The following is a 23,425-nucleotide window of genomic DNA, read 5'->3' as shown; positions in this document are numbered from 1 at the left end:
CGGCGCTCACGCGGCGTTGAGTGTTGCAGGCTAGTCTTTTACGCATGCCCATGGCGGGCTCGGAGGACACGATGAATCGCAATCCGGTTGGAACCCGCAGGGGCGGCCTGCGCATCTGGGTGCTGGTGTTGTTTGCCGGCTATGCGGCCTATTACTGGTTCTCCAATCGCAGCATCGACCCGCTGACCGGGCAGGCTGTGGTGATCGACAGGAGCATCTCGCCCGAACAGGAAACCGCGCTGGGCTTGCAGGCCTACCAGCAGGTGCTGCAGCAGGAGCGTCCGCTGCCGGCGGACGCGCAGGTATCGCGGCAGGTTGGCGCCATCGCGCAGCGGCTGATCGCCAAGATCCCGCCGGTGTCGGACGCGCTGGCCGCCGAACACGGGCTGCAGGCCAGCCATATCGAAAAATCCTTCGACTGGAAGGTCAGCGTGCTGCAGTCGGACCAGGTCAACGCGTTCTGCCTGCCGGGCGGCAAGATGGCGGTCTACACCGGCCTGCTGCCGGTGGCGCAGAACGCTGATGCGATGGCCGTGGTGATGGGGCATGAAATCGCCCATGCGCTGCTGCGCCACGGCGCGCAGCGGATGACCCGCGGCAAGCTGGAGCAATTGGGGCAGATGGCCGGCGCCGCCAGCGGCATGGACCAGGGCACGATGCAGACGGTGATGCAGGCCTATGGCTACGGCAGCGCGCTGCCGTATGCGCGCAGCCAGGAGACCCAGGCCGACGAGCTGGGCCTGATGTTGGCGGCGGCGGCCTGTTTCGATCCGCGCGAATCGGTGCCACTGTGGGAGCGCATGGACAAGAATTCGGGGGGCGGCGCGCCGCCGGAATTCGCCTCCACCCATCCCAGCGCCGGTACCCGGATCAGCGAGCTGGAAAAACTGATGCCGAAGGCGCTGCAGTATCGGGCGAAGTTCTGCGAAAGCGCCGCGCAGGGTTGAGCTGACATCGCGCTGCGGTGAGGTGCCAGGAACGGCGCGCCGCAGCCGCCCGCCTGCTTTTCGGTTGCTTCGGCACGGGAGCGATGCGGCGCTCTGCGTGGCGCGTCTACAGCCACCACGCCAGCGCGAACAGCCCCAGCATGGCGAAGGCCAGCGCAAGCTTGAGCGCAGTACCGAGCAGCAGGCCGACCCAAGTGCCGGCGCCGACCTTGGTCGCGTGCCCAACCCGATGTGGATGCAGACTGCGGTGGTGCAGCAGCTCGCCGGCCAGCGCGCCGACGAACGGGCCGAACAGCAAACCGGGCAGGCCGAACAGCAGCCCGACCACCGTGCCGATGACGGCGCCGAGCATCGCCAACCGGCTGGCGCCGACGCGCTTGGCGCCGTGCGCGGTGGCCCAGAAGTCCACCGCCAGTGACACCAGGGTCAGCACCGCCAGTACGACCAAGGTCGCCGCACCGATGTGCTGGAAATCACCCGCCCACGCCGCCAGCAGCATGCCGGCGAACATCAGCGGCACGCCGGGCAGGATCGGCAGCACGGTGCCCAGCAGTCCGATCAGCACCAGCAACGCGGCGATCAGGTAGTAAATCGTGGTGAGGTCCATGGCGGCTCGCGACGGGGTGGCGGGACATTGTGCCAGCAGGCATGCGAACGGCCCGCACTGCGGGCCGTTCGGGGAAGGGCGGCGCGCGAAGCGCCCGGCTGGTCAGCGCAGGTAGGCTTGGCCGTTGTCGATGCGCACCCGCGAGCCTTCGCGGAAACCGGAGACGTTCGACTGGGTGACCTTCACCGTGCGACCGTCATCCATCCGCACATGGACGGTGTAGCCCTCGCTGCGGTTCTTCTGGATGGCGCTGCCTGCCGCGGCGCCCGCAGCCGCGCCGGCCACGGTGGAGATGTTCTGGTTGCCCTTGCTGCCGCCGGTCTGGGCGGAGACCTCATGGCCGGCCACCGCGCCGATCAGGCCGCCGATGAGCGCACCTGCAGTGCCGGATGCCCCGCCGACGGTGATCTGGGTCACGGTGCCGCAGTTGCCGCAGGTGCTGTCGTAGCCGGAGCTGCCGGCATAGCCGGAGCCGTAGGTCGGGTTGGTGCTGGCGCAGCCGGTAGCGGCGGCCAGGGCCAGTGCGAGCGCGGTGGTACCCAGGATGGTGTGGATGCGAACAGCCATGTTCTGTCTCCTTCAGTGCGCGGGGAATGCCGTGATGCCCCGATCCTGTGCCGCCGCGCATGAACGGCGACCGACATCGGCCGGATGCGGGCGCGCGCGCTCAGCGATTGTTCACCGCAGTGGAGGCGGGGTGAAGGCGCGGGATCGGCAAGCCGTGTCGGCCACTGGCCATCCCGACGCCCTGAAAGGAGAAGGCCGCCCGGAGGCGGCCTTCCTGCACGGCTGCTGCGGGCGCGGCGGGCTCAGCCGCGGAAGTCGCGATGGCAGGCCTTGCAGGAGTCGCCGAGCGACTTCATGGTGGCGGCCAGGCTTCCGCAGCTGAGCGGCGGCGCGGTGATCGCCTTGTCGGTGGCCGCGCGCATCGCCGCGGCGGCGGTGCGGAAGCGCTCGTCGTCGCGCAGGTCGGGGAACGCCGGCTCCAGGTCGTTGCCGAGCATCCGCAGGGTCTGCAGGTGCGGCAGCACGTCGGTAGCCCCGCAGCGGTTCTGCTCCATCGCTGTCTTCAGCTGGCCCATGTGCCAGCCCTGGACTTCCATCAGCGAGTCGGGGAAATGATCCTTGCGTGCGTCCAGCGCACGCATCGCCATGACCGTGGCGATCGCGCCAACCACCAGGCCGAGGATCAGCAGGAACAGGTAGCGCCCGGCGTTGGAGGAACGGGCCGCGTCAGGCTTGCCGTTGGGATCGGGATTGGACATGGCGTCTCCGGAAGGATCGAGTGGAAATGGAACCCGTGGATGGTGGCATAGCGGCCGGTCTCGCGTAACCACCGGCGCATTGCTTCCTGTGCGTGGAAGCACGCGCCGGTGCGGGCCGGCGTGGCATCACCAGCCCATGTGGTGGCCGCCGTTGATGTCGAGGTTGCTGCCGGTGATCCAGCCGGCCTGTTCGTCGGCGAGGAAGCCGACGCCGTAGGCGATCTCTTCCGGCGTGCCGAGGCGGCCGGTGGGGATGTCGGCGACGATCTTGGCGCGCACCTCTTCCGGCACCGCCATCACCATGTCGGTGGCGATGTAGCCGGGGCAGATGGTGTTCACGGTGATGCCGTTCTTCGCGTTCTCGCGCGCCAGCGAAATGGTGAAACCGTGCATGCCGGCCTTCGCCGCGGCGTAGTTTGCCTGGCCGTACTGGCCCTTGAGGCCGTTGATCGAGCTGATCTGGATGATCCGGCCCCACTTGCGCTCGCGCATGCCCTCGATCACCGGGCGGGTGACGTTGAAGCAGGAATTGAGGTTGGTGTTGATCACGTCCGTCCACTGGTCGGCCTTCATCCGGTGGAAGGTGCCGTCGCGGGTGATGCCGGCGTTGTTGACCAGGATGTCGATCGGGCCAAGCATCGCTTCAACCTCGCGCACCATCGCTTCCGCCTCCTGTGGCGAGGTGACGTCGCCTTTCACGATGGCGACGTCGAAGCCCTCGGCCTTCATCTTTTCCTGCCAGGCGCGCGCCTTCTCCTCGTTGCGGTAGTTGGTGGCGACCCTGTGCCCCATGTTGGCCAGGCGCTTGACGATGGCGGTGCCGATGCCGCCGGTGCCGCCGGTGACCAGTGCAACCCTGGAAGTCATGTACAGCTCCTTGTGAATGACGGGAAGGTGGTTGTCTCGATTCTAGGCACGGCAGGTGGCGTTTGCGTTGTGCGCTGCGGCGCAAACGTGCCGGGCCCGGAGAGGAACGCGATCCAGCCGGAATCCGGCCACGGCCGCGCGCAGGAATTCAGTCGCGCCGTGCGCTCCGCTGCCTGCAAGCGGCGCCTGGCCGAGGCAGTCCCAGAGCATCTGCAGGGTCGCCAGCGGGGCGTCGGCGGACACCGGCAGCGCCGCTTCCGACTTCGACAGCTTGCGACCGTCGGCACCCAGCAGCAGCGGCAGGTGGGCATGGCGCGGCGTTGGCAGCCCCAGCGCCCGCTGCAGCAGGAGTTGCCGCGGGGTCGAGTCCAGCAGGTCGGCGCCGCGCACCACGTCGGTGATGCCCTGGTCGGCATCGTCCACCACCACTGCAAGCTGGTAGGCCCACAGGCCGTCGCTGCGGCGCAGGACGAAGTCGCCCACCTCCAGGTCCACGCGTTGGGCGACGCGCCCGTGCACGGCGTCGTCGAACGCAATGCTGCAGCCGTCGGCCACGCGCAGACGGATGGCAGGGTCCGGGCGCGGGCGGCGGGTGACGCAGCGGCGATGGATGCCGCCGGAAGAGGCCAGTTCGCTGCGGCTGCAATGGCATTCGAACGCCGAGCCATCCGCCAGCAGGCGCTCCAGCGCGGCCTGGTAGAGGTGGCCGCGACGGCTCTGGTATTCGATCGCGCCATCGTGGTGCAGGCCGAACGCCGCCAGTGTGTCCAGCTGCGCCTGCGCTGCCCCGGCCACTTCACGCGGCGGGTCGATGTCCTCGATCCGCACCAGCCAATCCCCACCGGCCCGCCGCGCCAGCAGCCAGCTGCCCAGCGCGGCCAACATCGATCCGGCGTGCAGCGGCCCGCTGGGGGACGGGGCGAAGCGGCCGCGGTAGCGTGGCCCGGTCATGGGTTCAGGTCGGCGTATTGATTTCGCACGTGATCGGCCACACTACCGGGTGAAGCCGCGCATCGGGCGCGGAAGGACCGGATTATCCATGTTCAATCGCGTCTTCCTCTTCCTGGCGACCAACCTGGCGGTACTGGCACTGGTCAGCATCGTGATGTCCGTGCTCGGGGTGAACCCCAACCAGTTCGGGGGCCTGCTGATCATGGCCGCGCTGTTCGGTTTCGGCGGCTCGATCATCTCGCTGCTGCTGTCGAAGTGGATGGCCAAGCGCAGCACCGGTGCCCACGTCATCGAGCAGCCGCGCAACGAGGCCGAGCAGTGGCTGCTGTCCACCGTGCGCCGGCAGGCCGAGGCGGCCGGCATCGGCATGCCCGAGGTGGCGATCTACGACGCCCCCGAGATCAACGCCTTCGCCACCGGCGCCAACCGCAACAACGCGCTGGTGGCGGTGTCCACCGGCCTGCTGCGGGCGATGAACCGCGACGAGGCCGAGGCGGTGCTGGCGCACGAGGTCAGCCACGTCGCCAACGGCGACATGGTGACCATGGCGCTGCTGCAGGGCGTGCTCAACACCTTCGTGATCGTGCTGGCCCGCGTGGTCGGCCGGGTGGTGGACGGCGCGATCAGCGGCAACCGCGACAGCGATGCGCCGGGCTTCGGCTACTACATCATCGTGTTCGTGCTGGAGATGGTGTTCGGGCTGTTCGCCTCGATGATCGCGATGTGGTTCTCGCGCCATCGCGAATTCCGCGCCGATGCCGGCGGTGCGTCGCTGGCCGGCCGCAACAAGATGATCGCCGCGCTGGAGCGGCTGGCGCAGACCCACGGCGCCAGCACCCTGCCCAAGCAGGTGGCGGCGTTCGGTATCAGTGGCGGCATGAGCGGCCTGCTGCGCAGCCATCCGCCGCTGGAGGAACGCATCGCGGCGCTGCGCCAGGTCGGCTGATCTCCGGAATCCGCAAGCAACGCACGGAGCCCGCCGCCCGGCGGGCTTCGTCGTATCAGGCGTCGAACTCGTAGTTCATGTCAGGGCCGGCAATGGCCAGGAAGTTGCCTTCGACGTAGTCGATGCCCTGCGAGAACAGGATGCTCATGCTGGCCGCGTCCTGCACGAACTCGGCGATGCTCTGGATGCCCAGCTCGCGCGCCTTCTCCGCCAGTTCGCGCACCCGGTTTTGGTTGGCCTGGTGCTTCGACAGGTCTTCCATGAAGCTGCGGTCGATCTTGACGAAGCCCGGCGTGAAGTGGGACAGCAGCTGGAACGAATCCAGGCCGGCGCCGAACTGTTCCAGCACCAACTTGCAGCCCAGCTTGCCGATCGCGGCGGCGAAATCCTGGGTGGCACGCAGGTTGATGAATACCTTCGACTCCGGCAGCTGCAGCAGCAGCGCATCGCCACCGACGCCGTGCGTGGCCAGCTGTTCGCCGATGTAGGCGGGCAGGTCCGGGTCCTGCAGCGAAGCCTGGGTGATCTTCACCAGCAGGGTCACCGGCTTGTTGGCGCGCGCGCGCGCGCCCAGCACCGAGACGGCGTGGCCGATCACCCAGCGATCGATCTGCCCCATCAGGCCATGTTCTTCGGCGATCGGCAGGAAGTTCATCGGGGTGATGGTTTCGCCGGTGCCCGATTCCAGCCGCAGGTAGCTTTCATACATCGCTCGCGGTTCGCCCAGCAGGTGGATGATCGGCTGGTAGTGCAGCAGGAAACGGTCGTTGGCCAGTGCGTCGTGCAGGCGCTCCACCCACGCCTGGACGCGCTCCTCCTCGGCGCGATCGGTGGCGCTGGGGTCGAACACCTCGGAATGGTTGCCGCCCACGCTCAGCGACGACTGCAGGCACTGGCTGGCCTTGGCCAGCACCTGGGTGACGCTGGCGATCTTCTCGCCGATCTGCACGCCGCCGATGCTGGCGGTGATGGTGCTGGAGCTGCCGCCGACCTCGAACAACCGCGCCGCGAACGCGCCGATGATGCGCTCGGCCAGCGCGGCGGTGCGCGCGTGGTCGCCGCGGGCCAGCACCGCGAAGCTGTGTTCGCTGAAGCGCGCCGCGTGGGCGCTGCCGTCGGCCAGCTGTTCGCCGACTTCCTGGCGGATGCAGTCGGCGATCGCCGCCAGCAGGTCGTCGGCGCTGTCCAGGCCGATTTCCTGCAGGATGCGCTGGTAGTTGTCCGGTTCCAGCAGCAGCAGGCCGTACTGGGCGCGCTGCTGGGCGGTTTCGGCCACTGCGTCTTCCAGCACGCGCAGGAAGGTGGGGCGGTTGAGCAGGCCGGTGCTCTGGTCGCGCTGGCGCAGTTCCTCGACCTCGCGCGCCAGCTCCGGGTCCACCTCGGCGGCCTGGTGGCGGAAGATCACCTGTTGGCAGGCTTCGCCCTGGTACCGCGCGGCGGTGAACTCCATCACCGCCGGGAATTCGTTGCCGTCGGCGTCGTGCGCGGTCAGCTCGTAGCGCGGCGGCGCTTCCTCGCCCTTGGACAGGCTCTTGAGCAGCGCCTTGAACGCGGTGACATCGCCAGAGGCCACCAGGTCCAGCAGCGACATCCCTTCGATGTCCTCGAACGACGCGAAGCCGAACATCTCCAGATACGCCTGGTTGGCGCGGATGTGCATGCCTTCGTGGATGTAGGCGATGGGCTCGCGCGAGGAATCGATCAGCATGTCGCAGCGGCGCTGGGTCTCGCGCATCTGCGCTTCCAGCCGGCGCTGGGTGCGGCGGGCCTCCAGCGCCTGCCATTCGGTCTGCACGGTCTTCAGGAACTGCTGCGGGCGATCGCGCAGGGCCACCGCCTGCGCGCCCAGCGCCTGCACGTTCTCCAGGATGTCGTCGCTGACGCCGTCCAGCGTGGCCAGCAGCGGCACGTCGCGGCCGCAACCGATCACCGCCTTGGCCACCTGTTCGAACGGCAGCAGGCTGGAGGCGTAGTCGGCCAGCACCATGTCGACCGGCTGCGCGGCCAGCATCTCGACCATTTCATCCAGCGATTCCGGGCGCAGCGGGCGCACCGCGGTGCCGGCGTTGCGCAAACGGCTGACGAGGGCCTCGGCCTCGTTGACCAGATCGGCCACGAGCATCAGTCGCAGCGCAATGTCTTTGCCTGTGGCCATGCGGAGGATCTTGCGGTGTTCGTTGCCGACAGGCTACATCATCCTGCTGCGGCTGTAGTCCCCTGCAGCAGCGGCGTCTTGCCCGGCTGCCCGGCGATTTCCCGCACCAGTTTCGGCACCAGATAGCCGGGCAGACGCGCTGCCAGCGCGGCGTGCAGCGCGAGTGCGGTGGCATCGCTCACCTCGAAGTGGGCGGCGCCGGCGACGCGGTCGAGCTGGTGCAGGTAGTAGGGGAGCACGCCGGCTTCGTGACCGCGCTCGCACAAATCGGCCAGCGCTTCGGCCGAGTCGTTGACCCCGCGCAGCAGCACCGCCTGGTTGAGCAGGGTGGCGCCGGCATCGCGCAGTGCCGCCATCGCTGCATCGACCGACGCGTCGAACTCGTTGGCGTGGTTGGCGTGCACCACCACCGCCAGCGGCCACGGCAGGCCGCGCAGCCACGCCAGCAGGCCGGCGTCCACCCGCTCCGGCAGCACGATCGGCAGGCGGCTGTGGATGCGCAGGCGGCGGATATGCGGAATGCCGCGCAGCGCCTCGGTCAATTCGGCCAGCTTGTGGTCGGCCAGCGACAGCGGGTCGCCGCCGGACAGGATCACCTCGTGCACGGACGGATCGGCCGCGATCAGCGCCACCGCCTCGCGCCAGCCGGCGGCCGCAGCGCTGTCCTCGGCATAGGGATAGTGGCGGCGGAAACAGTAGCGGCAGTTGACCGCGCAGCTGCCGGTGGCGATCAGCAGTGCGCGGCCGTTGTATTTCTGGATCACGCCGTGGCCGCTGCGGGCGGCGGTATCGCCCACCGCGTCCACGCCGAAACCGGGCACGAGGCGCTCTTCGTCCAGCACTGGCAGCACCTGCCGCAGCAGCGGGTCGTGGGGATCGCCCGGGCGCATGCGGGCGATGAAGCCGCGCGGAACCCGCAGCGGGAACTGCCGGGCCGCGGCCTCGGACAGGCCGTCGGCCAGGGCGTCCAGGTCCAGCATCGCCAGCAGCTGGCGCGGGTCGCGCACGGCGTCGCGCCAGAGCGCCTGCCAGCGCTGCGGCTCGCCCTGCTGCAATGGGGTAGGGGCTGCGGGTATCATGTCGGGCTGCAAGAAAACCATTCCGGCCACACCGGAATCCTCGCCAAACCCACAGTCTAGCCGCCCTGCCGGGTGGCCCCAAGGAGTACCCATGGCCAGCCTGGGCATGAACGACGTCAAATCCGGTCAGAAAATCCTGGTCAACAACGAGCCCGCGGTCATTTTCGAAACCGATTACGTGAAGCCGGGCAAGGGCCAGGCGTTCACCCGCGTGCGCTACCGCCAGATCCGCACCGGCCGCGTGCAGGAAATCACCATGAAGTCCACCGATTCGGTGGAAGCCGCCGACGTGGTCGATACCGACATGCAGTACCTGTACACCGATGGCGAGTACTGGCACTTCATGAACCAGGAGTCGTTCGAGCAAGTGCAGGCCGACAAGGCCGGCGTCGGCGATGCCGCCAAGTGGCTGAAGGGCGAGGAAGACTGCGTGGTCACCCTGTTCAACGGCAACCCGATCCAGGTGACCCCGCCGAACTTCGTCGAGCTGAAGATCGTCGAGACCGACCCGGGCGTGAAGGGCGATACCGCCGGCACCGGCGGCAAGCCGGCCACCCTGGAAACCGGAGCGGTGGTGCGCGTGCCGCTGTTCGTCGCCCAGGATGAAATCATCAAGGTCGACACCCGCAGCGGCGAATACGTCAGCCGGGTCAAGTAAGTCATGACCGATGCCGCCCCGCAGCCCTGCGATCTGCTGATCGAAGCCGGCTGGGTGGTCCCGGTGGTGCCGCACGGCGTGGTCCTCCCGGATCACGCCGTTGCCGTTTCTGCCGGCGCCATCGTTGCCGTGCTGCCCATCGCCGAGGCGCGCACGCGCTTCGCGGCGAAGGAAACCGTGTCGCGCCCGGATGCCGCGCTGATCCCCGGCCTGGTCAACGCCCACACCCACAACCCGATGACCCTGCTGCGCGGGATCGCCGACGACCTGCCGCTGATGACCTGGTTGCGCGAGCACATCTGGCCGGTGGAAGCGGCGGTGATCGGGCCGGAATTCGTGGCCGACGGCATGGCGCTGTCGATCGCCGAGATGCTGCGTGGCGGCACCACCTGCGCCAACGAGAACTACTTCTTCCCCGACGTGCAGGCCGGCGTCTACAAGAAGCACGGTTTCCGCGCGCTGGTCGGCGCGGTGATCATCGACTTCCCCAGCGCCTGGGCGAAGTCGGACGACGAATACTTCGACCGCGCCTGCGAACTGCACGATGCCTGGCGCGGTGATCCGCTGGTCGGCACCGCGTTCGCCCCGCACGCGCCGTACACGGTCAACGATGCCAATTTCGAGCGCGTGCGGATGCTGTCCGACCAGCTCGACGTGCCGGTGCATCTGCACACCCACGAGACCGCGCAGGAAGTCGCCGATTCGATCAGCCTGCACGGCCAGCGCCCGCTGGCGCGGCTGGACCGGCTGGGCCTGGTCAACGACCGCCTGATCGCGGTGCACATGACCCAGCTCACCGAGGCCGAAATCCACCTTTGCGCCGAGCGCGGCGTCAGCGTGGTGCATTGCCCGGAGTCCAACCTCAAGCTGGCCTCGGGCTTCTGCCCGGCCTGCGCGCTGCTGAAGGCGGGGGTGAACCTTGCCATCGGCACCGACGGCTGCGCCAGCAACAACGACCTCGACATGTTCGGCGAAACCCGCACCGCCGCGCTGCTGGGCAAGGCGGTGGCCAACGACGCCGCCGGCTTCTCCGCGTTCGAGGCGCTGCACGCGGCCACGCTGGGTGGTGCCAAGGCACTGGGTTTCGATGCGCGCATCGGCAGTATTGAAATTGGCAAGCGCGCCGATCTGGTGTGCGTCGACCTGTCGCAGCTCGAGACGCAGCCGCTGCACCACGTTGTCTCGCAGCTGGTCTACGCCACCGGTCGCCAGCAGGTCAGCGATGTCTGGATCGATGGCGTGCCCAAGCTGCGCCAGCGCGTGCTGGTGGACATGGACGTCGACGCCATCGTCGCCAACGCCAGGCAGTGGCGGCAGCGCATTGCCGCCATCCAACGATGATTTTCCTCCCGCAGGGATCCGCAGGACGCCAACCATGAGCGCAACCGCCCAGACCAATTTCCACCAGTCCGAACTCGACAAGTTCGACGAGCTTGCGCAGCGCTGGTGGGACCCCAACGGCCCGCAGAAGGCGCTGCACGCGCTGAACCCGGCGCGGCTGGGTTACGTGTTGGACCGGACCACCCTGCGCGATGCGGCCGTGCTGGACGTGGGCTGCGGCGGCGGCCTGCTCAGCGAGGCGCTGGCCAAGGCTGGTGCCCGTGTCACTGCCATCGACCTGGCGCCGAACCTGCTGAAAGTCGCGCGCCTGCACGGGCTGGAGTCGGGAGTGAAGGTCGAATACCGGCAGCTGGCGGTGGAAGCGCTGGCCGAGGAAGCGCCGGCTTCGTTCGATGTCGTCACCTGCATGGAAATGCTCGAGCACGTGCCCGATCCGGCCGCCATCGTGCGCGCCTGTGCGACCCTGCTGAAGCCGGGTGGCCGCCTGTTCCTGTCCACTCTCAACCGCACCCCGGCCGCGTTCGCGCTGGCAATCGTCGGCGCGGAATACATCGCCCGCCTGCTGCCCAGGGGCACCCACCAGTACCGCGACTTCATCAAGCCCTCGGAACTGGCGCGGCTGCTGCGCGAGGCCGGGTTGGCGCTGGAAGACGTCAGCGGCCTGATGTACGAACCGTGGCGCAACGCGGCGCGGGTGGTGCGGCGCACCGACGTCAATTACCTCGCCTGCGCGCGCAGGCCGGAATGAGCGCAGTGTTTCCGAAGCTGGTGCTGTTCGACCTCGACGGCACCCTGCTCGACAGCGCGCCGGACATGGTGGCCACCGTCAACCGCATGCGCGCGGCCCGCGGGCAGGGGCCGATGGCGCTGGAGGCGCTGCGTCCGCACGTATCCAAAGGCTCGCGGGCGATGAGCGCGGCGGCATTCCCGCAGCTGGGCGGCGAAGTGCCGGGCGAGATGATCCGCGAGTTCCTCGATATCTACGAACAGGTGCTGGGCCGGCACAGCGTGCTGTTCGACGGCGTGGCCGAATTGCTGGACGCCATCGAGGCCGCCGGCAGCCGCTGGGGCATCGTCACCAACAAGCCGGAATACCTGGCCCGGCAGGTGCTGCCGGGGCTGGGCTGGGAAACGCGCTGCGCCATCCTGATCGGCGGCGATACCCTTGCCGAACGCAAGCCGCATCCGCTGCCGCTGCTGCACGCCGCGGCCGAACTGGGCGCCGCCATCGACGATTGCGTGTACGTCGGCGACGACCGTCGCGACATCGACGCCGCCCGTGCTGCCGGCATGCGCTCGGTGGTGGCCCTTTGGGGTTATCGCCCCGATGGCGACCAGCCAGCGGAGTGGGGCGGCGACGTGATGGTGGAAACGTCGCGCGATCTGCTGGGCGGCATCCCGACCTGCTGACCACCGCATCGGCTTCCACGCCTCCGCCCGCCTACAATTTCCCCATGAACGACAGCGCTTCCCTCGACAGTTTCCTCGCCAAATGGCGGACGCAGTGGCCGGAATGGTCCGTGGCGGAAGTGTTCCTGCCGATGCCGCAGCGCCAGCGCGCGCGCGCCTGGCTGGCCCTGCGCGGCGAGCTGACCGAGGCCGCCTGGGGCGGGGACGACCCGACCCCGGGCGCGGCCAAGCTGGGCTGGTGGGAAGAAGAACTCGCGGGCTGGTCGCGCGGCGCGCGCCGCCACCCGCTGGGGCTGGCGCTGCAGAAGCTGCCGCTGGACTGGCCGCTGCTGGCGGCCGCCATCCCGGCGCTGCGCGCCAGCCGCAGCCCCGAAGCCGACCGCGCGGCGAGCCTGCGCGGGCTGGAGCCGTTTGCGCGTGCGCAGGCGACGCTGTCGGCGCAGCTGTTCGATGCCACGGCGCCCGCATCCACCCAGGCGACGGCCGAAGCGCTGCTGGCCGAATGGGTGCTGCATCTGCCGATACGCGGCGTGCCGGCGGCCGGAACCGATATCCCCAGCCTGCTGGCGCTGCCGTCGCTGCGTGATGCGCCCCGCACCGAGCGCATCCATGCCGCGCTGGTGCGGGCGCGGTTGGGCCGGCTGGCGCGTGGCGCCAAGGGCCCGCTGCCGGCGCCGGTCGCGCTGCTGGCTGCTTGGCGCGCCGCCCGCGGCTGATCGCGCGCAGCGGTGCGGATGCACCAGAGCGTTGCGCAGGCGCGCATGCCCGCAACGGTACAATGTGGCGATGCACAAGATCGTTTCCCCCGTCTCCCTACCCGATGTCGCCTTTGACCCGGTCGCGCTGGCGCGCCCGCTGGACTGGGTGGGAATGGATGGCATGGCCCTGCCGATCCGGCTGGCCGGCGAGGGCGGCGCGCCGCTGCTGGTGCCGGCCAGCGTCGACGTGGCGGTCAACCTGCGCGATCCCGACGCCCGCGGCATCCACATGTCGCGGCTGTACCTGCAATTGCAGGAAGGGCTGGCCAACGAAGCGCTGGGCGCGCCCTCGCTGCGGCGGCTGCTGGATGCCTGCATCGTTTCGCAGAAAGGCCTGGCCGAACGCGCGCGCCTGCGCCTGCGCTTCGACCACCTGCTGCTGCGCCGCGCGCTGCTGAGCGACAATGCCGGCTGGAAACGCTATCCGGTGGAGATCGAGGCGGAGCTTGTCGATGGCCATCTTCGGCTGACGCTGGGCTTCTCCGTCGAGTATTCCAGCACCTGTCCGGCCTCGGCGGCACTGTCGCGGCAGGTCAACGCGCAGCGTTTCGCCGAGGATTTTGCCGCCGTGCCTGCGCTGTCGCTGCTCATGGTGCACGACTGGCTGGCCGGCGAGCGCGGCATGGCCGCCACCCCGCATGCGCAGCGCAGCCGCGCCGACGTGCGGGTGGAACTGCGGCCTGCCTTCGATGAACTGCCGCTGGCGTCGCTGGTGGATGCGCTGGAAGCCGCGCTGGGCACCCCGGTGCAGACGGCGGTCAAGCGCGAGGACGAGCAGGCCTTCGCGCAGGCCAATGCTGCCAACCTGATGTTCTGCGAGGATGCCGCGCGGCGGGTGTCCTCGGTGCTTGCGGCTGATGCGCGGATCGCCGCGTGGAGCGCCCGCGTGGCCCATTTCGAAAGCCTGCATCCGCACGACGCCGTCGCCAGCGTCAGCGGCAGGAACGCCTGAGCAACGCATCTGCGCGCCTCTACTTCGTTCAATGACGATGGCTGCCGCCGCGATCGCGTCTTTCGACCGTCTGCCGGCGATTGAGACTCTGCAGGGCTGAAACCGGCCTGCTCAGCCTGGCGGCACGGGGTCGTGCCCGCCGGGGTGAAGGGGATGGCAGCGGCCGATGCGGCGGATCGCCAGCCACCCGCCGCGGAGCGCGCCGAAGCGGCCGATGGCGTCCATCGCGTATTCCGAACAGGTGGGGACGAACCGGCAGCGCGTCCCCAGCAGGGGGCTGATCCAGCGCTTGTAGCCGCGCAGCAGCGCGATGAGGAGTCTGTCGATCACGGAGCGGCCACGGACGGGGAGGCAGGCGGCGCCGCGGGATTCACGTGGTTGCCGCCTTGCGCGTGGCAGGGTATAACAGCGCGCCTTCCCGCCTCAAGGGAAAACCCAAGGAACACCTCGACGTGGCAGCGAAAAAACCCGCGAAGAAGGTCGCCAAGGCGGCCAAGAAGGCCGCTCCGGCCAAGAAGCCCGTGGCCGCCAAGAAGGCAGCGCCGGTCGCCAAAAAGGCGGCGAAGCCGGCGGCCAAGCCCGCCGCGAAGAAGGCGGTGGCCAAGCAGGCACCAGTGAAGAAGGCCGCGCCGGTCAAGAAGGCGGTGGTAGCCAAGAAGCCGGTCGCCAAGCCCGTCGCCAAGGCGGCTAAGCCGGTTGCCAAACCGATGGCGCAAAAGCCTGTCGCCAAGCCGGTCACCAAGCCTGCTGCAAAGCCCGCCGCCAAACCCGCTGCGAAACCGGTGGCGAAGAAGGCTGCCGCGGTCGCCAAGCCTGCGCCGGCCAAAAAGCCGGCGGCTGCCAGAGCCCCGGTGGTTGCGAAGAATGTGAACAAGAAGACGCCAGCGCCCAAGCCGCAGCCGCAGAAGGCGGTCAAGGCGGCGGAAGCGCCAAAGAAAGAAACGCACAAGCCCGTGGCACCGCCGGCCGCAAAGCCGGCGCCGGCCGCGGACAACAAGAAGAAAGGGAAAGTGATGGTTGCGGTGAAGAAAACGTCCGGGGGCCAGTCCGCGCCCAAGGGCAAGCACAAGGTCGTGCCGTACAAGGTCGACGATGCCAGCGGTCGCCCGATCCTGCCGGCCGGCTACAAGCCGTCGGCGGACGAGGAATACATGAGTCCGCTGCAGCTGGAATATTTCCGCCAGCGCCTGCTGCAGTGGCGGGCCGACCTGGTGGAGGAATCCAAGCAGACGATCGAGAACCTGCGCGAGGAAGTGCGTGACATCGGCGACGAGGCCGAGCGCGCGACCCGCGAAACCGAGAATTCGCTGGAGCTGCGCACCCGCGACCGCTACCGCAAGCTGATCGGCAAGATCGACAGCACGCTCAAGCGCGTGGACAGCGGCGAGTACGGCTTCTGCGTCGATACCGGCGAGGAGATCGGCCTGGACCGGATGGAAGCGCGGCTGACCGCCGAGCGCACCATCGACGCCCAAGAGCGCTGGGAGCACATGCAGAAGCAGATGGGCGACTGAGCCTCGCAGCTGCGATTGTCAGAAAAAACCCCGCCTCGGCGGGGTTTTTTCATGCGGTGATGGTTGCGCGCCGCGTCGGCGGTCGCGCGGAGCGGGTTGCAGCCCGCTCCGCGGATCGCTTACTTGCTGTCCAGCCCGCGCTGTTCCAGCAGGGCCTCGATCTTCGCCTCGTAGCCGGCGAAGTTGGGGAACAGCTTGCCGGCTTCGATCTGCCCGCCCGGCGCCAGCACGAATTCGCGCAGGCGATCGCCGTTCGCAAGGCTCAATCCGCCGTTCTTGCGGATCCACTGGGTGGTATTGGCGCCCAGCACCTCCGACCAGATGTAGGCGTAGTAGCCGGCCGCATAGCCGCCCATGATGTGGCTGAAGTAGGGCGTCCGGTAGCGCGGCGGCACCGGCGCGTAGTCGAAGCCGTCGGCTTTCAGCGCCTGCGCCTCGAATGCCATCACGCCACTGGCCTCGGGGATGTTCTCCAGCGCCAGCTGGTGCCAGCGCTGGTCCAGCATCGCCGCCTCCAGGTACTCGGTGGTGGCGAAGCCCTGGTTGAACTTCGACGCCGCGATCACCTTGTCCAGCAATTCCTTCGGCATCGCCTCGCCGGTCTGGTAGTGCTTGGCGTAGTGGGCCAGGATCTCCGGCCAGTCGGCCCACATCTCGTTGACCTGCGACGGGTATTCGACGAAATCGCGCGGCACGTTCATCGAGAAGTACGGGTAGCGCACGTCCTGGAAGAAGCCGTGCAGCGCGTGGCCGAACTCGTGGAAGGCGGTGGTGACCTCGTCCCAGGTGAGCAGGGTGGGCTTGCCTTCGGACGGCTTGGGCACGTTCAGGTGGTTGGCCACCACCGGCTTCTCGCCCAGCAGCGCCGACTGCGCCACGTAGGTGTTCATCCACGCGCCGCCGCGCTTGGAGGCACGCGCGTAGGGGTCCCAGATGAAGATCGACAGGCGCTTGCCGTCCTTGTCGAACACGTCGTAGATCCAGGTGTCCGGGTGGTACTTGGGCAGATCGGTGCGTTCCTTGAAGCTGATCCCGTACAGCTTGTTGGCGGCATAGAACACGCCATTCTCGAGCACGTTCCTCATCTCGAAGTACGGCTTGAGCTGGCTTTCGTCGAAGCTGAACTTCGCCGCGCGCACCTTCTCGCTGTAGTAGGCCCAGTCCCACGGCTGCAGGGCGAAGGTCGGCTCGCCCTTGGCCTTCTGCTCGGCGTCGATCATCGCCTGCAGGTCGGCGCCCTCGCGGCGGGCATTGGCCACCGCCTTCGGCGCCAGCTGGCGCAGCATGGCGTTGACGTTGTCCTGGTTGGCGGCGGTTTCGTCGGCCAGCACGAAGTTGGCCGAGGTGTCGTAGCCCAGCAGGCGCGCGCGTTCGGCGCGCAGCTTCAGCACCTGCGAGACGATGGCGGTGTTGTCCCACTGGTTGCCGCGGCTGCCGCGGGCCACCGAGGCCTCGTGCAGGCGCTGGCGCAGGGCGCGATTGGCCAGCTGCGCCTCGGCCGGCTGGCCGGTGGTGTTGAGCAGGGCGATCACGTACTTGCCGGGAAGCGACCGCGCCTTGGCGGCCTCGGCGGCGGCGGCGATCTGCTCGTCGCTCATCCCGGCCAGTTCGGCGCGGGTGTCCACCACGAAGGCCGACGCATTCACTTCCGCCAGCACGTTCTGGTTGAACTGGGTGCCCAGCTTGGACATCTGCGTGTTGATGTCGCGGATGCGCGCCTTCTGCGCGTCGGTCAACGCGGCGCCGCCGCGGACGAAGTCCTCGTAGCGCTTTTCCAGCAGGCGGCGGTCGACTGCGTCCAGTCCCAGTGTGTCGCGGGCGTCGTGCAGCGCCTTGATCCGCGCGAACAGCTTCGGGTTCAGGGTGATCGCATCGCGGTGCGCGGAGAACTTCGGCGCGTACTCGGTCTGCAGCTTGTCGCGGGCGTCGTTCTTGTCGGTGCCGACCAGGTTGAAGAACACGTTGGTGGCGCGATCCAGCAGCTGGCCGCTCTTCTCCATCGCCACGATGGTGTTCTGGAAGCTCGGCGCTTCCGGGTTGTTGGCGATCGCGTCCATCTCGCGCAGCTGCTCGGCCATGCCGGCGTCGAAGGCGGGGGCGAAGTCGCTGTCCTCGATCCGGTCGAACTGCGGGTAGTTCAGGTCCAGCGTGCTGGGCGCGGCGAACGGGCCGCTGTAGGCGGTGGCGGTGTTCATCGAAGTCGAAGCCTCCTGCTTCTGCGCGGCGGCGTTGGCGGTGTTGGCGCCCAGGGCGGCGGCAATGGCGAGCGCGAGCGCGCAGGCGATGGGTTGTTTCATGGTTTCTGGGTCCGGTAGTTCGACGGAGGAAGGCAGCCAAGCGGGCTCGGCGCTACGCGGTTTGCGCACCCGCAAGGGTATCGCATGCCTGCCGGCGGCAGGAGTGAAGCAGCTCAGGTATGGCCAACGGTTGATTGATTTCCCGCGGTTTGCGGATAGGCTGGGTCGATCCCCCTGCACTGCGTTGCCGCGATCGAGCCGCCCATGTCTACCGCATTCGAATTCGAGGCCATCGGCCTGGATGGCACCCCGCAGCCGCTGTCGCAGTGGCGCGGGCAGGTGCTGCTGATCGTCAACGTCGCCAGCAAGTGCGGGTTCACCCCGCAGTACGCGGGTCTGGAGGCGCTGTGGCGCGAGTACCGCGAGCGCGGGCTGGTGGTGCTGGGCTTCCCCTGCGACCAGTTCGGCCACCAGGAACCCGGCGATGCCGACGAGATCCGCGATTTCTGCTCGCTGACCTATGACGTGAGCTTCCCGATGTTCGCCAAGGTGGAGGTCAACGGCGCCGGTGCGCATCCATTGTGGCGGTGGTTGAAGAAGGAGAAGGGCGGCCTGCTGGGCATCGACGCGATCAAGTGGAACTTCAGCAAGTTCCTGGTCGGGCGCGATGGCCGGGTGCTGGCGCGCTATGCGCCCACCGACAAGCCGGAATCCCTGGCCGGCGACATCGAGGACGCCTTGGCATGACCCGGGAAACGCTGGCCGGCGGCAGCTATCGGCTGGAGTTCGACTACCAGCCGCCGCTGCTGACCGTGCAGCTGCTGGGCGAGGTTGCGGCCGAGCACAACCTCGAGATGACCCGCGAATACTGGCGGCACATCGCCGACAGGGTGGCTGCCAGCGGTGCCAGCGCGCTGCTGGTGCTCGACGCGCTGCCCGGCGAGGTGATGGACGATGCGGACCTGGCGCGCTTCTTCAACGGCGTGGCCGGGCTGGGCCTGGAACGGGTGCGGATTGCCTATGTCGAGGCCCGCGTCGATCAGATATCGCGGATCGAATACGTCGAGCAGCTGGCGCTGGAGCGCGGCTACCGGATCCGCATGTTCGCCAACGAGTCGGAAGCCCGGCTCTGGCTGCGTTACGGCGGCGACTAGCGCCGCAGCGGCCGGCGCCGGTGGTTATTTCTCGACGAACGCGCGCTCGAACACGTATTCGCCGGCGCTGCCGATCCGCGGCGAGGCGCTGAAGCCGCGCGCATCGAGAATGGCGCGGAAATCCGCCAGCATCTGCGGGCTGCCGCAGATCATCGCGCGATCGAAAGCCGGGTCCAGCGCGTCGAGCCCCAGCGCGGCGGCGATCCGGCCCTGGTCGAGGTGGTCGGTGATGCGGCCGGTATGGTCGCGGCCGCGGTATTCGAACGCCTCGCGCGAGACCGCCGGGTAGTACAGCAGGCGGTCGCCGACCATGTCGCCCAGCAGCGCGTGGTTGGGCAGCTCGCGCTCGATGTAGTCGCGGTAGGCCAGGTCTTCGGCGCCACGCACGCCGTGGCAAAGCACCACGCGCTCGAAGCGCTCGTAGGTTTCCGGGTCCTTGATCACCGACAGCCACGGCGCCAGCCCGGTGCCGGTGCCCAGCAGGTACAGGTTGCGGCCGGCGTGCAGGTCCGAGATCAGCAGGGTGCCGGTGGGCTTGCGGCCGATCAGGATGGTGTCGCCGGGCTTGACGTGCTGCAGGCGCGAGGTCAGCGGGCCTTCGGCCACCTTGATGCTGAAGAACTCCAGCTGCTCCTCCCAGTTGGCGCTGGCGATCGAATAGGCGCGCATCAGCGGCTTGCGGCTGCCGTCCGGCTGTTCCACTTCCAGCCCGATCATCACGAACTGGCCGTTGTCGAAACGGAAGCCGTCGTCGCGGGTGGTGGTGAAGCTGAAGTAGGCGTCCGTCCAATGACGGACATCGAGCACCGTTTCGGTGCCGAAGGGGGAGGCCATGCGCGTGGGGAGAGCTGCGGGGTAGCCGCCTATTTTACGTGGCGAGGCAGCATGGCGGTTGATCCGGGACAAATTGACCCGGATTTTTCATGGTCCGGGACATGCTGGGGCCATGCAGACCACTGACACGCTCTGGACCATTGGCCATTCCAACCGGCCGTGGGCGGAATTCGAATCCATGCTGGCCGAAGCCGGGATCATGCAGCTGGTGGATGTGCGCCGCTTTGCCGGCTCGCGCCGCAACCCGCAGTTCTCGCGCGACACGCTGCCGCCGGCGCTGGCTGCTGCCGATATCCGCTACTGGCCGCTGCCAGCGCTGGGCGGCCGGCGCAAGGCTGCGCCGGATTCGCCCAACACCGCGTGGCGGGTGGATGCCTTCCGCGCCTATGCCGACCATCTGGCCAGCGCCGAGTACATCGACGCGCGCGAGGCGCTGATGGCCGCGGCGTGCAGCGAGCGCACCTGCGTGATGTGCGCCGAAGCAGTGTGGTGGCGCTGCCACCGCCGGCTGATCGCCGATGATTTCGTCGCCCGCGGCTGGACGGTGCTGCACTTGCTGGGGCCGGGCAATGCCCAGCCGCACCTGCTCAATCCCGACGCGGTGATGGTGGACGGGGTGCTGTGCTATCCGCGGCCGCAGCCTTCACTGTTTTGATGCGGCCGGCGGCAGCAGCCGCAGCAGTTGGCCGTCGCTCTCGTCGGTCAGCACGTAAACCTTGCCGTCCTTGCCCACGCGCACGTCGCGGATGCGGCTGCGCAGGTCGGTCAGCAGGCGCTCCTCGGCGACGATGCGGTCACCCTGCAGGCGCAGCCGGATCAGGCTCTGGCCGGCCAGCGCGCCTAGCAGCAGGCTGTCGTTCCACGCGCTTTGCGGATGGCCCACCAGGAACGCCATGCCCGACAGCGCCGGCGACTTCGCCCAGACGTGATAGGGGCGCTCCATGCCGGGTGCCTCGCGGCCGCGGGTTTCCGCGTACGGCCGGTTGGTCAGGTAGTCCATGCCGTCGCTGATGATCGGCCAGCCGTAGTTCTTTCCCGCGTCGGGCAGGTTGATCTCGTCGCCGCCGCGCGGGCCGTGTTCGCTCTGCCACAGCCGGCCGCTGCGCGGGTCCACCGCCATGCCCTGCATGTTGCGGTGGCCATAGCTCCAGATCGCGCGGCGCACGCCGACGCCGTCGGCGAACGGGTTGTCGGCGGGCAGGCTGCCATCGAGATTCAGCCGCACCAGCTTGCCTTGCAGCACTTCGAGATCCTGTGCGAGTTCCTTCTGGTTGCGCTCGCCCTGGCTGATGAAGACGTGGCCGTTGCCGTCGAAGGCGATGCGCGAGCCGAAATGGTTCGGCCCCTTGAGCTTGGGGATCTGCCGATAGATGACGCGCAGGTCGGAGAGCGCGGCATCGCCGAGGGTGGCGGTGGCGACGGCGGTGCCGGCGGTGTCGTCCCGGCCGGGTTCGGCGTAGCTCAGCCAGATGCGCCGGTTGCCGGCGAAGCCGGGATCGAGCACGACATCCAGCAATCCGCCCTGGCCTTCGGCGAATACGGCCGGCACCCCGACGAGTGGCGCTGACACCGTCCCGTCGGCGGAGATCCGCCGCAATCGGCCCGGTCGTTCGGTCACCAGGAAGCTGCCGTCCGGCAGCAGCGCCACCGCCCACGGGTGCTCCAGCCCGCTGGCCACCGTTTCGATGCGCAGTTCGCCGGCCTTGGAAGCTTCGGTCTGCGGTGCGGCGGTCCCGGCGGCGGGCACGGGCCGCGCACAGGCATTCAATGCCAACGGCAGCGCGAGGGAGAGCAGGAACCGGGAAGTTCGATGCATGGCGGGTACTCCTTCTCTTGGTGGCGCGGGGTGGCGGGTCAACGGTAGCCGGCGGCCTGCAATTCGAACAGCTCCGCATAGCGTCCGCCCTGCGCCATCAATTGTTCGTGGGTGCCGCTGGCTTCCACCCGGCCATCGGCCAGCACCAGGATGCGGTCGGCCATGCGCACGCTGCTGAAGCGGTGGCTGATCAGCACCGCGGTCTTGCCGGCCGACAGCTCCTTGAAGCGCTCGAAGACTTCGAATTCGGCGCGCGCGTCCAGCGCCGCGGTGGGTTCGTCGAGGATCATCACCTGTGCGTCGCGCATGTAGGCGCGGGCGATCGCGATCTTCTGCCACTGCCCGCCGGACAGGTCCACGCCCTGCTTGAAGCGGCGGCCGATGATCTGGTCGAAGCCGTTCGGCAGCGCCGCCACCACCTCGTCGGCCAGGCCCTTGCGCGCGGCACGCTCGATGCGTTCGCGGTCGCCCATCGCGTCGATTTGGCCCACGCCGATGTTCTCCGCCGCGGTCAGGTGGTAGCGCACGAAGTCCTGGAAGATCACCCCGGTATTGGCGCGCAGGTCGTCCAGGTCGTAGTCGCGCAGGTCGCGTCCGTCCAGCAGGATGCGGCCCTCGTCGGGGTCGTACAGCCGCGCCAGCAGCTTCACCAGGGTGGTCTTGCCTGCCCCGTTCTCGCCCACCAGCGCCAGCACTTCGCCGGCATGCAGCGTAAAGCTCAGGCCGCGCAGCGCCCAGTGTTCGCTGCCCTCGTAGCGGAAGCCGACGTCCTCGAACACGAAGCCGCTGCGGATCGGGTCGGGTACCGCGATGGCACCGGGTTTGCTGGCGATCTCCGGCTCGATCCGGAAGAACGAATACAGGTCGTCCAGGTACAGCGCCTGTCCCGCCACCTGCGAGAAGCCGCTCAGCAGGCTTTCCAGCAGCTGGCGCAGGCGGCGGAAGCTGCCTGCAAGGAAGGTCAGGTCACCGATGGAGAAGTCGCCGCGCACGGTGCGCCAGGCGATGTAGCCGTAGGCAACGTAATAACCCAGGGTGCCCAGCGTGGCCAGCAGCGTGCCCCACAGCGCGCGCTTGCCGGCCAACGCCCGGTTGGCTTCGAGGAACTTGGTCGACAGCGTGCGGAAGCGCTCGATGAAGAAGCGGTTGAGGTTGAAGATCTTGACCTCTTTCGCGGTTTCCACGCTGGCGCCCATCTGGCGCAGGTATTCCAGCTGGCGGCGCTCCGGCGTCCACTGGAAATTGAGCGAATAGTTCAGCGCGTTGAAGTGCGATTCACCGATGAAGGCCGGCACCAGCGCCACCGCCAGCAGCACCATCAGCCATGGCGCGTAGGCCAGCAGGCCGGCGGCGAAGGTCAGCACGGTGATGGCGTCCTGCGCCTGCCCGAACAGCTGGCTGAGCAGGTTCATCCGCCCCACCGTCTGCCGGCGCGCGCGGTCCAGCCGATCCTGCAGGTCGGCGTCCTCGAAATCCTCCAGGTCCAGCAGCGCAGCGTGTTCCATCAGGCGGATGCTGGTGGCGTTGGTGAACAGCTCGGACAGCACCGCATCGACGTAGCCGGCCAGTCGGCCCAGCAGGTCGGAGCTGATCGCCAGCGCCAGCTCCAGCGCCAACAGCAGGACCATGTGGTCGAGCTGGCCGGAGCGCCAGGCCGACGCCAGCTCGTGTGGCAGGCCCAGCCCGATCAGGCGTACCGCCTCGTCGATGATCAGCTTGCCGATGTACAACGTGGCGATCGGCAGCAGCGCCCGCAGCAGGCGCAGGCCGATGGCGGCCAGCGTCAGCGGTCGGCTGGTGTTCCAGATTTCGCGCAGGAACGGCCGCAGGTTGCGCATCGCGTCGAAACGCTGGCGCAGGTCGAGCCGCGGCTGCGGGGGAGGGGTCGGCATCGTGGGCGTTCAGATGGTGGGGGCGACTGGTCGTAAAATACC

24 protein-coding genes are annotated in these 23,425 nt (G+C 68.5%); 12 read left to right on the top strand and 12 right to left on the bottom strand.

What is annotated here, in order from left to right; translation table 11 throughout:
- The first annotated feature begins 71 nt into the window (after window positions 1-71).
- Window positions 72-947: a M48 family metalloprotease gene (locus G582_RS0100465; RefSeq protein ID WP_028838150.1), complete on the top strand. Its 876-nt coding sequence runs from the start codon at window positions 72-74 to the stop codon at window positions 945-947.
- A gap of 106 nt (window positions 948-1,053) precedes the next feature.
- Here the strand turns inward: G582_RS0100465 and G582_RS0100460 are convergent, their stop codons facing one another.
- The 5 genes from G582_RS0100460 to gluQRS form a co-directional block, all read right to left on the bottom strand.
- Complete coding sequence (locus G582_RS0100460; RefSeq protein ID WP_028838149.1) at window positions 1,054-1,554, bottom strand: DUF456 domain-containing protein; 501 nt, start codon at window positions 1,552-1,554, stop codon at window positions 1,054-1,056.
- 102 nt (window positions 1,555-1,656) lie between these two features.
- Entirely contained in the window at window positions 1,657-2,121 is a 465-nt protein-coding gene (locus G582_RS0100455) for a glycine zipper 2TM domain-containing protein (protein ID WP_038052263.1), read from the bottom strand.
- A gap of 242 nt (window positions 2,122-2,363) precedes the next feature.
- Window positions 2,364-2,819 carry a cytochrome c gene (locus G582_RS0100450; protein WP_028838147.1) on the bottom strand — a complete coding sequence of 152 codons (456 nt, stop codon included), beginning with the start codon at window positions 2,817-2,819 and terminating at the stop codon, window positions 2,364-2,366.
- Between the two features lie 126 nt (window positions 2,820-2,945).
- Window positions 2,946-3,686 (bottom strand): acetoacetyl-CoA reductase, encoded by a 741-nt coding sequence (gene phbB, locus G582_RS0100445; RefSeq protein WP_028838146.1) that lies wholly within the window; start codon window positions 3,684-3,686, stop codon window positions 2,946-2,948.
- A gap of 42 nt (window positions 3,687-3,728) precedes the next feature.
- Window positions 3,729-4,637 carry a tRNA glutamyl-Q(34) synthetase GluQRS gene (gluQRS, locus tag G582_RS0100440; protein ID WP_028838145.1) on the bottom strand — a complete coding sequence of 303 codons (909 nt, stop codon included), beginning with the start codon at window positions 4,635-4,637 and terminating at the stop codon, window positions 3,729-3,731.
- An 88-nt stretch (window positions 4,638-4,725) separates the two neighbouring features.
- On the opposite strand from gluQRS, the gene htpX reads away from it, so the two are divergent.
- Window positions 4,726-5,583 carry a protease HtpX gene (htpX, locus tag G582_RS0100435; protein ID WP_028838144.1) on the top strand — a complete coding sequence of 286 codons (858 nt, stop codon included), beginning with the start codon at window positions 4,726-4,728 and terminating at the stop codon, window positions 5,581-5,583.
- A 55-nt stretch (window positions 5,584-5,638) separates the two neighbouring features.
- Here htpX and G582_RS0100430 read toward each other — a convergent pair whose 3' ends face one another.
- The gene (locus tag G582_RS0100430) at window positions 5,639-7,738 is read right to left on the bottom strand and encodes an EAL domain-containing protein (protein ID WP_028838143.1); all 2,100 of its coding nucleotides are present in this window, start codon (window positions 7,736-7,738) and stop codon (window positions 5,639-5,641) included.
- 38 nt (window positions 7,739-7,776) lie between these two features.
- A complete protein-coding gene (epmB, locus tag G582_RS0100425; protein ID WP_028838142.1) occupies window positions 7,777-8,817 on the bottom strand; it encodes an EF-P beta-lysylation protein EpmB in 1,041 nt (346 codons plus the stop codon).
- A gap of 91 nt (window positions 8,818-8,908) precedes the next feature.
- On the opposite strand from epmB, the gene efp reads away from it, so the two are divergent.
- The 6 genes from efp (at window position 8,909) to folE2 (ending at window position 13,936) form a co-directional block, all read left to right on the top strand.
- Window positions 8,909-9,475, top strand: a complete 567-nt coding sequence (gene efp, locus G582_RS0100420; protein ID WP_028838141.1) for an elongation factor P — start codon at window positions 8,909-8,911, stop codon at window positions 9,473-9,475.
- Window positions 9,476-9,478: 3 nt separating this feature from the next.
- Entirely contained in the window at window positions 9,479-10,816 is a 1,338-nt protein-coding gene (locus G582_RS0100415) for a TRZ/ATZ family hydrolase (RefSeq protein ID WP_028838140.1), read from the top strand.
- A gap of 34 nt (window positions 10,817-10,850) precedes the next feature.
- On the top strand, window positions 10,851-11,564 hold the full coding sequence (ubiG, locus tag G582_RS0100410; RefSeq protein WP_028838139.1) for a bifunctional 2-polyprenyl-6-hydroxyphenol methylase/3-demethylubiquinol 3-O-methyltransferase UbiG: 714 nt from the start codon (window positions 10,851-10,853) through the stop codon (window positions 11,562-11,564).
- Entirely contained in the window at window positions 11,543-12,226 is a 684-nt protein-coding gene (gene gph / locus G582_RS0100405; protein ID WP_425476527.1) for a phosphoglycolate phosphatase, read from the top strand. The genes ubiG and gph overlap by 22 nt, the downstream gene beginning before the upstream one ends.
- 44 nt (window positions 12,227-12,270) lie before the next feature.
- Window positions 12,271-12,942 carry an isoprenoid biosynthesis enzyme family protein gene (locus G582_RS0100400; RefSeq protein ID WP_028838137.1) on the top strand — a complete coding sequence of 224 codons (672 nt, stop codon included), beginning with the start codon at window positions 12,271-12,273 and terminating at the stop codon, window positions 12,940-12,942.
- A gap of 70 nt (window positions 12,943-13,012) precedes the next feature.
- Window positions 13,013-13,936: a GTP cyclohydrolase FolE2 gene (gene folE2, locus G582_RS0100395; RefSeq protein ID WP_028838136.1), complete on the top strand. Its 924-nt coding sequence runs from the start codon at window positions 13,013-13,015 to the stop codon at window positions 13,934-13,936.
- A gap of 111 nt (window positions 13,937-14,047) precedes the next feature.
- On the opposite strand, the gene yidD is transcribed toward folE2, so the two are convergent.
- Complete coding sequence (gene yidD, locus G582_RS14915) at window positions 14,048-14,266, bottom strand: membrane protein insertion efficiency factor YidD (RefSeq protein WP_038052258.1); 219 nt, start codon at window positions 14,264-14,266, stop codon at window positions 14,048-14,050.
- 122 nt (window positions 14,267-14,388) lie between these two features.
- Between yidD and dksA the strand changes: the two genes are divergently transcribed.
- The gene (dksA, locus tag G582_RS0100385) at window positions 14,389-15,450 is read left to right on the top strand and encodes an RNA polymerase-binding protein DksA (RefSeq protein WP_028838135.1); all 1,062 of its coding nucleotides are present in this window, start codon (window positions 14,389-14,391) and stop codon (window positions 15,448-15,450) included.
- Window positions 15,451-15,569: 119 nt separating this feature from the next.
- Here dksA and G582_RS0100380 read toward each other — a convergent pair whose 3' ends face one another.
- On the bottom strand, window positions 15,570-17,735 hold the full coding sequence (locus tag G582_RS0100380) for a M3 family metallopeptidase (protein ID WP_425476526.1): 2,166 nt from the start codon (window positions 17,733-17,735) through the stop codon (window positions 15,570-15,572).
- Window positions 17,736-17,951: 216 nt separating this feature from the next.
- On the opposite strand from G582_RS0100380, the gene G582_RS0100375 reads away from it, so the two are divergent.
- Complete coding sequence (locus tag G582_RS0100375; protein WP_028838133.1) at window positions 17,952-18,434, top strand: glutathione peroxidase; 483 nt, start codon at window positions 17,952-17,954, stop codon at window positions 18,432-18,434.
- On the top strand, window positions 18,431-18,841 hold the full coding sequence (locus G582_RS0100370) for a hypothetical protein (RefSeq protein ID WP_028838132.1): 411 nt from the start codon (window positions 18,431-18,433) through the stop codon (window positions 18,839-18,841). Before G582_RS0100375 ends, G582_RS0100370 begins: the two co-directional genes overlap by 4 nt.
- 24 nt (window positions 18,842-18,865) lie before the next feature.
- Here the strand turns inward: G582_RS0100370 and G582_RS0100365 are convergent, their stop codons facing one another.
- A complete protein-coding gene (locus G582_RS0100365; protein ID WP_028838131.1) occupies window positions 18,866-19,675 on the bottom strand; it encodes a ferredoxin--NADP reductase in 810 nt (269 codons plus the stop codon).
- A 112-nt stretch (window positions 19,676-19,787) separates the two neighbouring features.
- Here G582_RS0100365 and G582_RS14910 point away from each other — a divergent pair, with 112 nt between their 5' ends.
- A complete protein-coding gene (locus G582_RS14910) occupies window positions 19,788-20,330 on the top strand; it encodes a DUF488 domain-containing protein (RefSeq protein WP_038052256.1) in 543 nt (180 codons plus the stop codon).
- Here G582_RS14910 and G582_RS0100355 read toward each other — a convergent pair.
- Window positions 20,319-21,491 carry a PQQ-dependent sugar dehydrogenase gene (locus G582_RS0100355; RefSeq protein WP_083960876.1) on the bottom strand — a complete coding sequence of 391 codons (1,173 nt, stop codon included), beginning with the start codon at window positions 21,489-21,491 and terminating at the stop codon, window positions 20,319-20,321. The two genes, G582_RS14910 and G582_RS0100355, sit on opposite strands and share 12 nt — an antisense overlap.
- Window positions 21,492-21,529: 38 nt before the next feature.
- Entirely contained in the window at window positions 21,530-23,383 is a 1,854-nt protein-coding gene (locus tag G582_RS0100350; protein WP_028838129.1) for an ABC transporter ATP-binding protein, read from the bottom strand.
- Window positions 23,384-23,425: the final 42 nt, after the last annotated feature.

It is taken from the genome of Thermomonas fusca DSM 15424 (genome assembly GCF_000423885.1).
Lineage (GTDB): Bacteria > Pseudomonadota > Gammaproteobacteria > Xanthomonadales > Xanthomonadaceae > Thermomonas > Thermomonas fusca.
The sequence above is the reverse complement of the archived record's forward strand: the minus strand, read 5'-3'. Positions and strand labels throughout refer to the sequence as shown.

Excerpts from the sequence above, each read along its gene's own strand:
- G582_RS0100455 (WP_038052263.1), bottom strand. The coding sequence starts at position 2,121 with ATGGCTGTTCGCATCCACACCATCCTGGGTACCACCGCGCTCGCACTG.
- G582_RS14910 (WP_038052256.1), top strand. The coding sequence starts at position 19,788 with ATGCAGACCACTGACACGCTCTGGACCATTGGCCATTCCAACCGGCCG.
- G582_RS0100415 (WP_028838140.1), top strand. The coding sequence starts at position 9,479 with ATGACCGATGCCGCCCCGCAGCCCTGCGATCTGCTGATCGAAGCCGGC.
- G582_RS0100430 (WP_028838143.1), bottom strand. The coding sequence starts at position 7,738 with ATGGCCACAGGCAAAGACATTGCGCTGCGACTGATGCTCGTGGCCGAT.
- ubiG (WP_028838139.1), top strand. The coding sequence starts at position 10,851 with ATGAGCGCAACCGCCCAGACCAATTTCCACCAGTCCGAACTCGACAAG.
- epmB (WP_028838142.1), bottom strand. The coding sequence starts at position 8,817 with ATGATACCCGCAGCCCCTACCCCATTGCAGCAGGGCGAGCCGCAGCGC.
- G582_RS0100355 (WP_083960876.1), bottom strand. The coding sequence starts at position 21,491 with ATGCATCGAACTTCCCGGTTCCTGCTCTCCCTCGCGCTGCCGTTGGCA.
- G582_RS0100400 (WP_028838137.1), top strand. The coding sequence starts at position 12,271 with ATGAACGACAGCGCTTCCCTCGACAGTTTCCTCGCCAAATGGCGGACG.
- G582_RS0100350 (WP_028838129.1), bottom strand. The coding sequence starts at position 23,383 with ATGCCGACCCCTCCCCCGCAGCCGCGGCTCGACCTGCGCCAGCGTTTC.
- folE2 (WP_028838136.1), top strand. The coding sequence starts at position 13,013 with ATGCACAAGATCGTTTCCCCCGTCTCCCTACCCGATGTCGCCTTTGAC.
- G582_RS0100460 (WP_028838149.1), bottom strand. The coding sequence starts at position 1,554 with ATGGACCTCACCACGATTTACTACCTGATCGCCGCGTTGCTGGTGCTG.
- htpX (WP_028838144.1), top strand. The coding sequence starts at position 4,726 with ATGTTCAATCGCGTCTTCCTCTTCCTGGCGACCAACCTGGCGGTACTG.
- phbB (WP_028838146.1), bottom strand. The coding sequence starts at position 3,686 with ATGACTTCCAGGGTTGCACTGGTCACCGGCGGCACCGGCGGCATCGGC.
- gluQRS (WP_028838145.1), bottom strand. The coding sequence starts at position 4,637 with ATGACCGGGCCACGCTACCGCGGCCGCTTCGCCCCGTCCCCCAGCGGG.
- G582_RS0100365 (WP_028838131.1), bottom strand. The coding sequence starts at position 19,675 with ATGGCCTCCCCCTTCGGCACCGAAACGGTGCTCGATGTCCGTCATTGG.
- efp (WP_028838141.1), top strand. The coding sequence starts at position 8,909 with ATGGCCAGCCTGGGCATGAACGACGTCAAATCCGGTCAGAAAATCCTG.
- G582_RS0100375 (WP_028838133.1), top strand. The coding sequence starts at position 17,952 with ATGTCTACCGCATTCGAATTCGAGGCCATCGGCCTGGATGGCACCCCG.
- G582_RS0100465 (WP_028838150.1), top strand. The coding sequence starts at position 72 with ATGAATCGCAATCCGGTTGGAACCCGCAGGGGCGGCCTGCGCATCTGG.
- G582_RS0100450 (WP_028838147.1), bottom strand. The coding sequence starts at position 2,819 with ATGTCCAATCCCGATCCCAACGGCAAGCCTGACGCGGCCCGTTCCTCC.
- G582_RS0100370 (WP_028838132.1), top strand. The coding sequence starts at position 18,431 with ATGACCCGGGAAACGCTGGCCGGCGGCAGCTATCGGCTGGAGTTCGAC.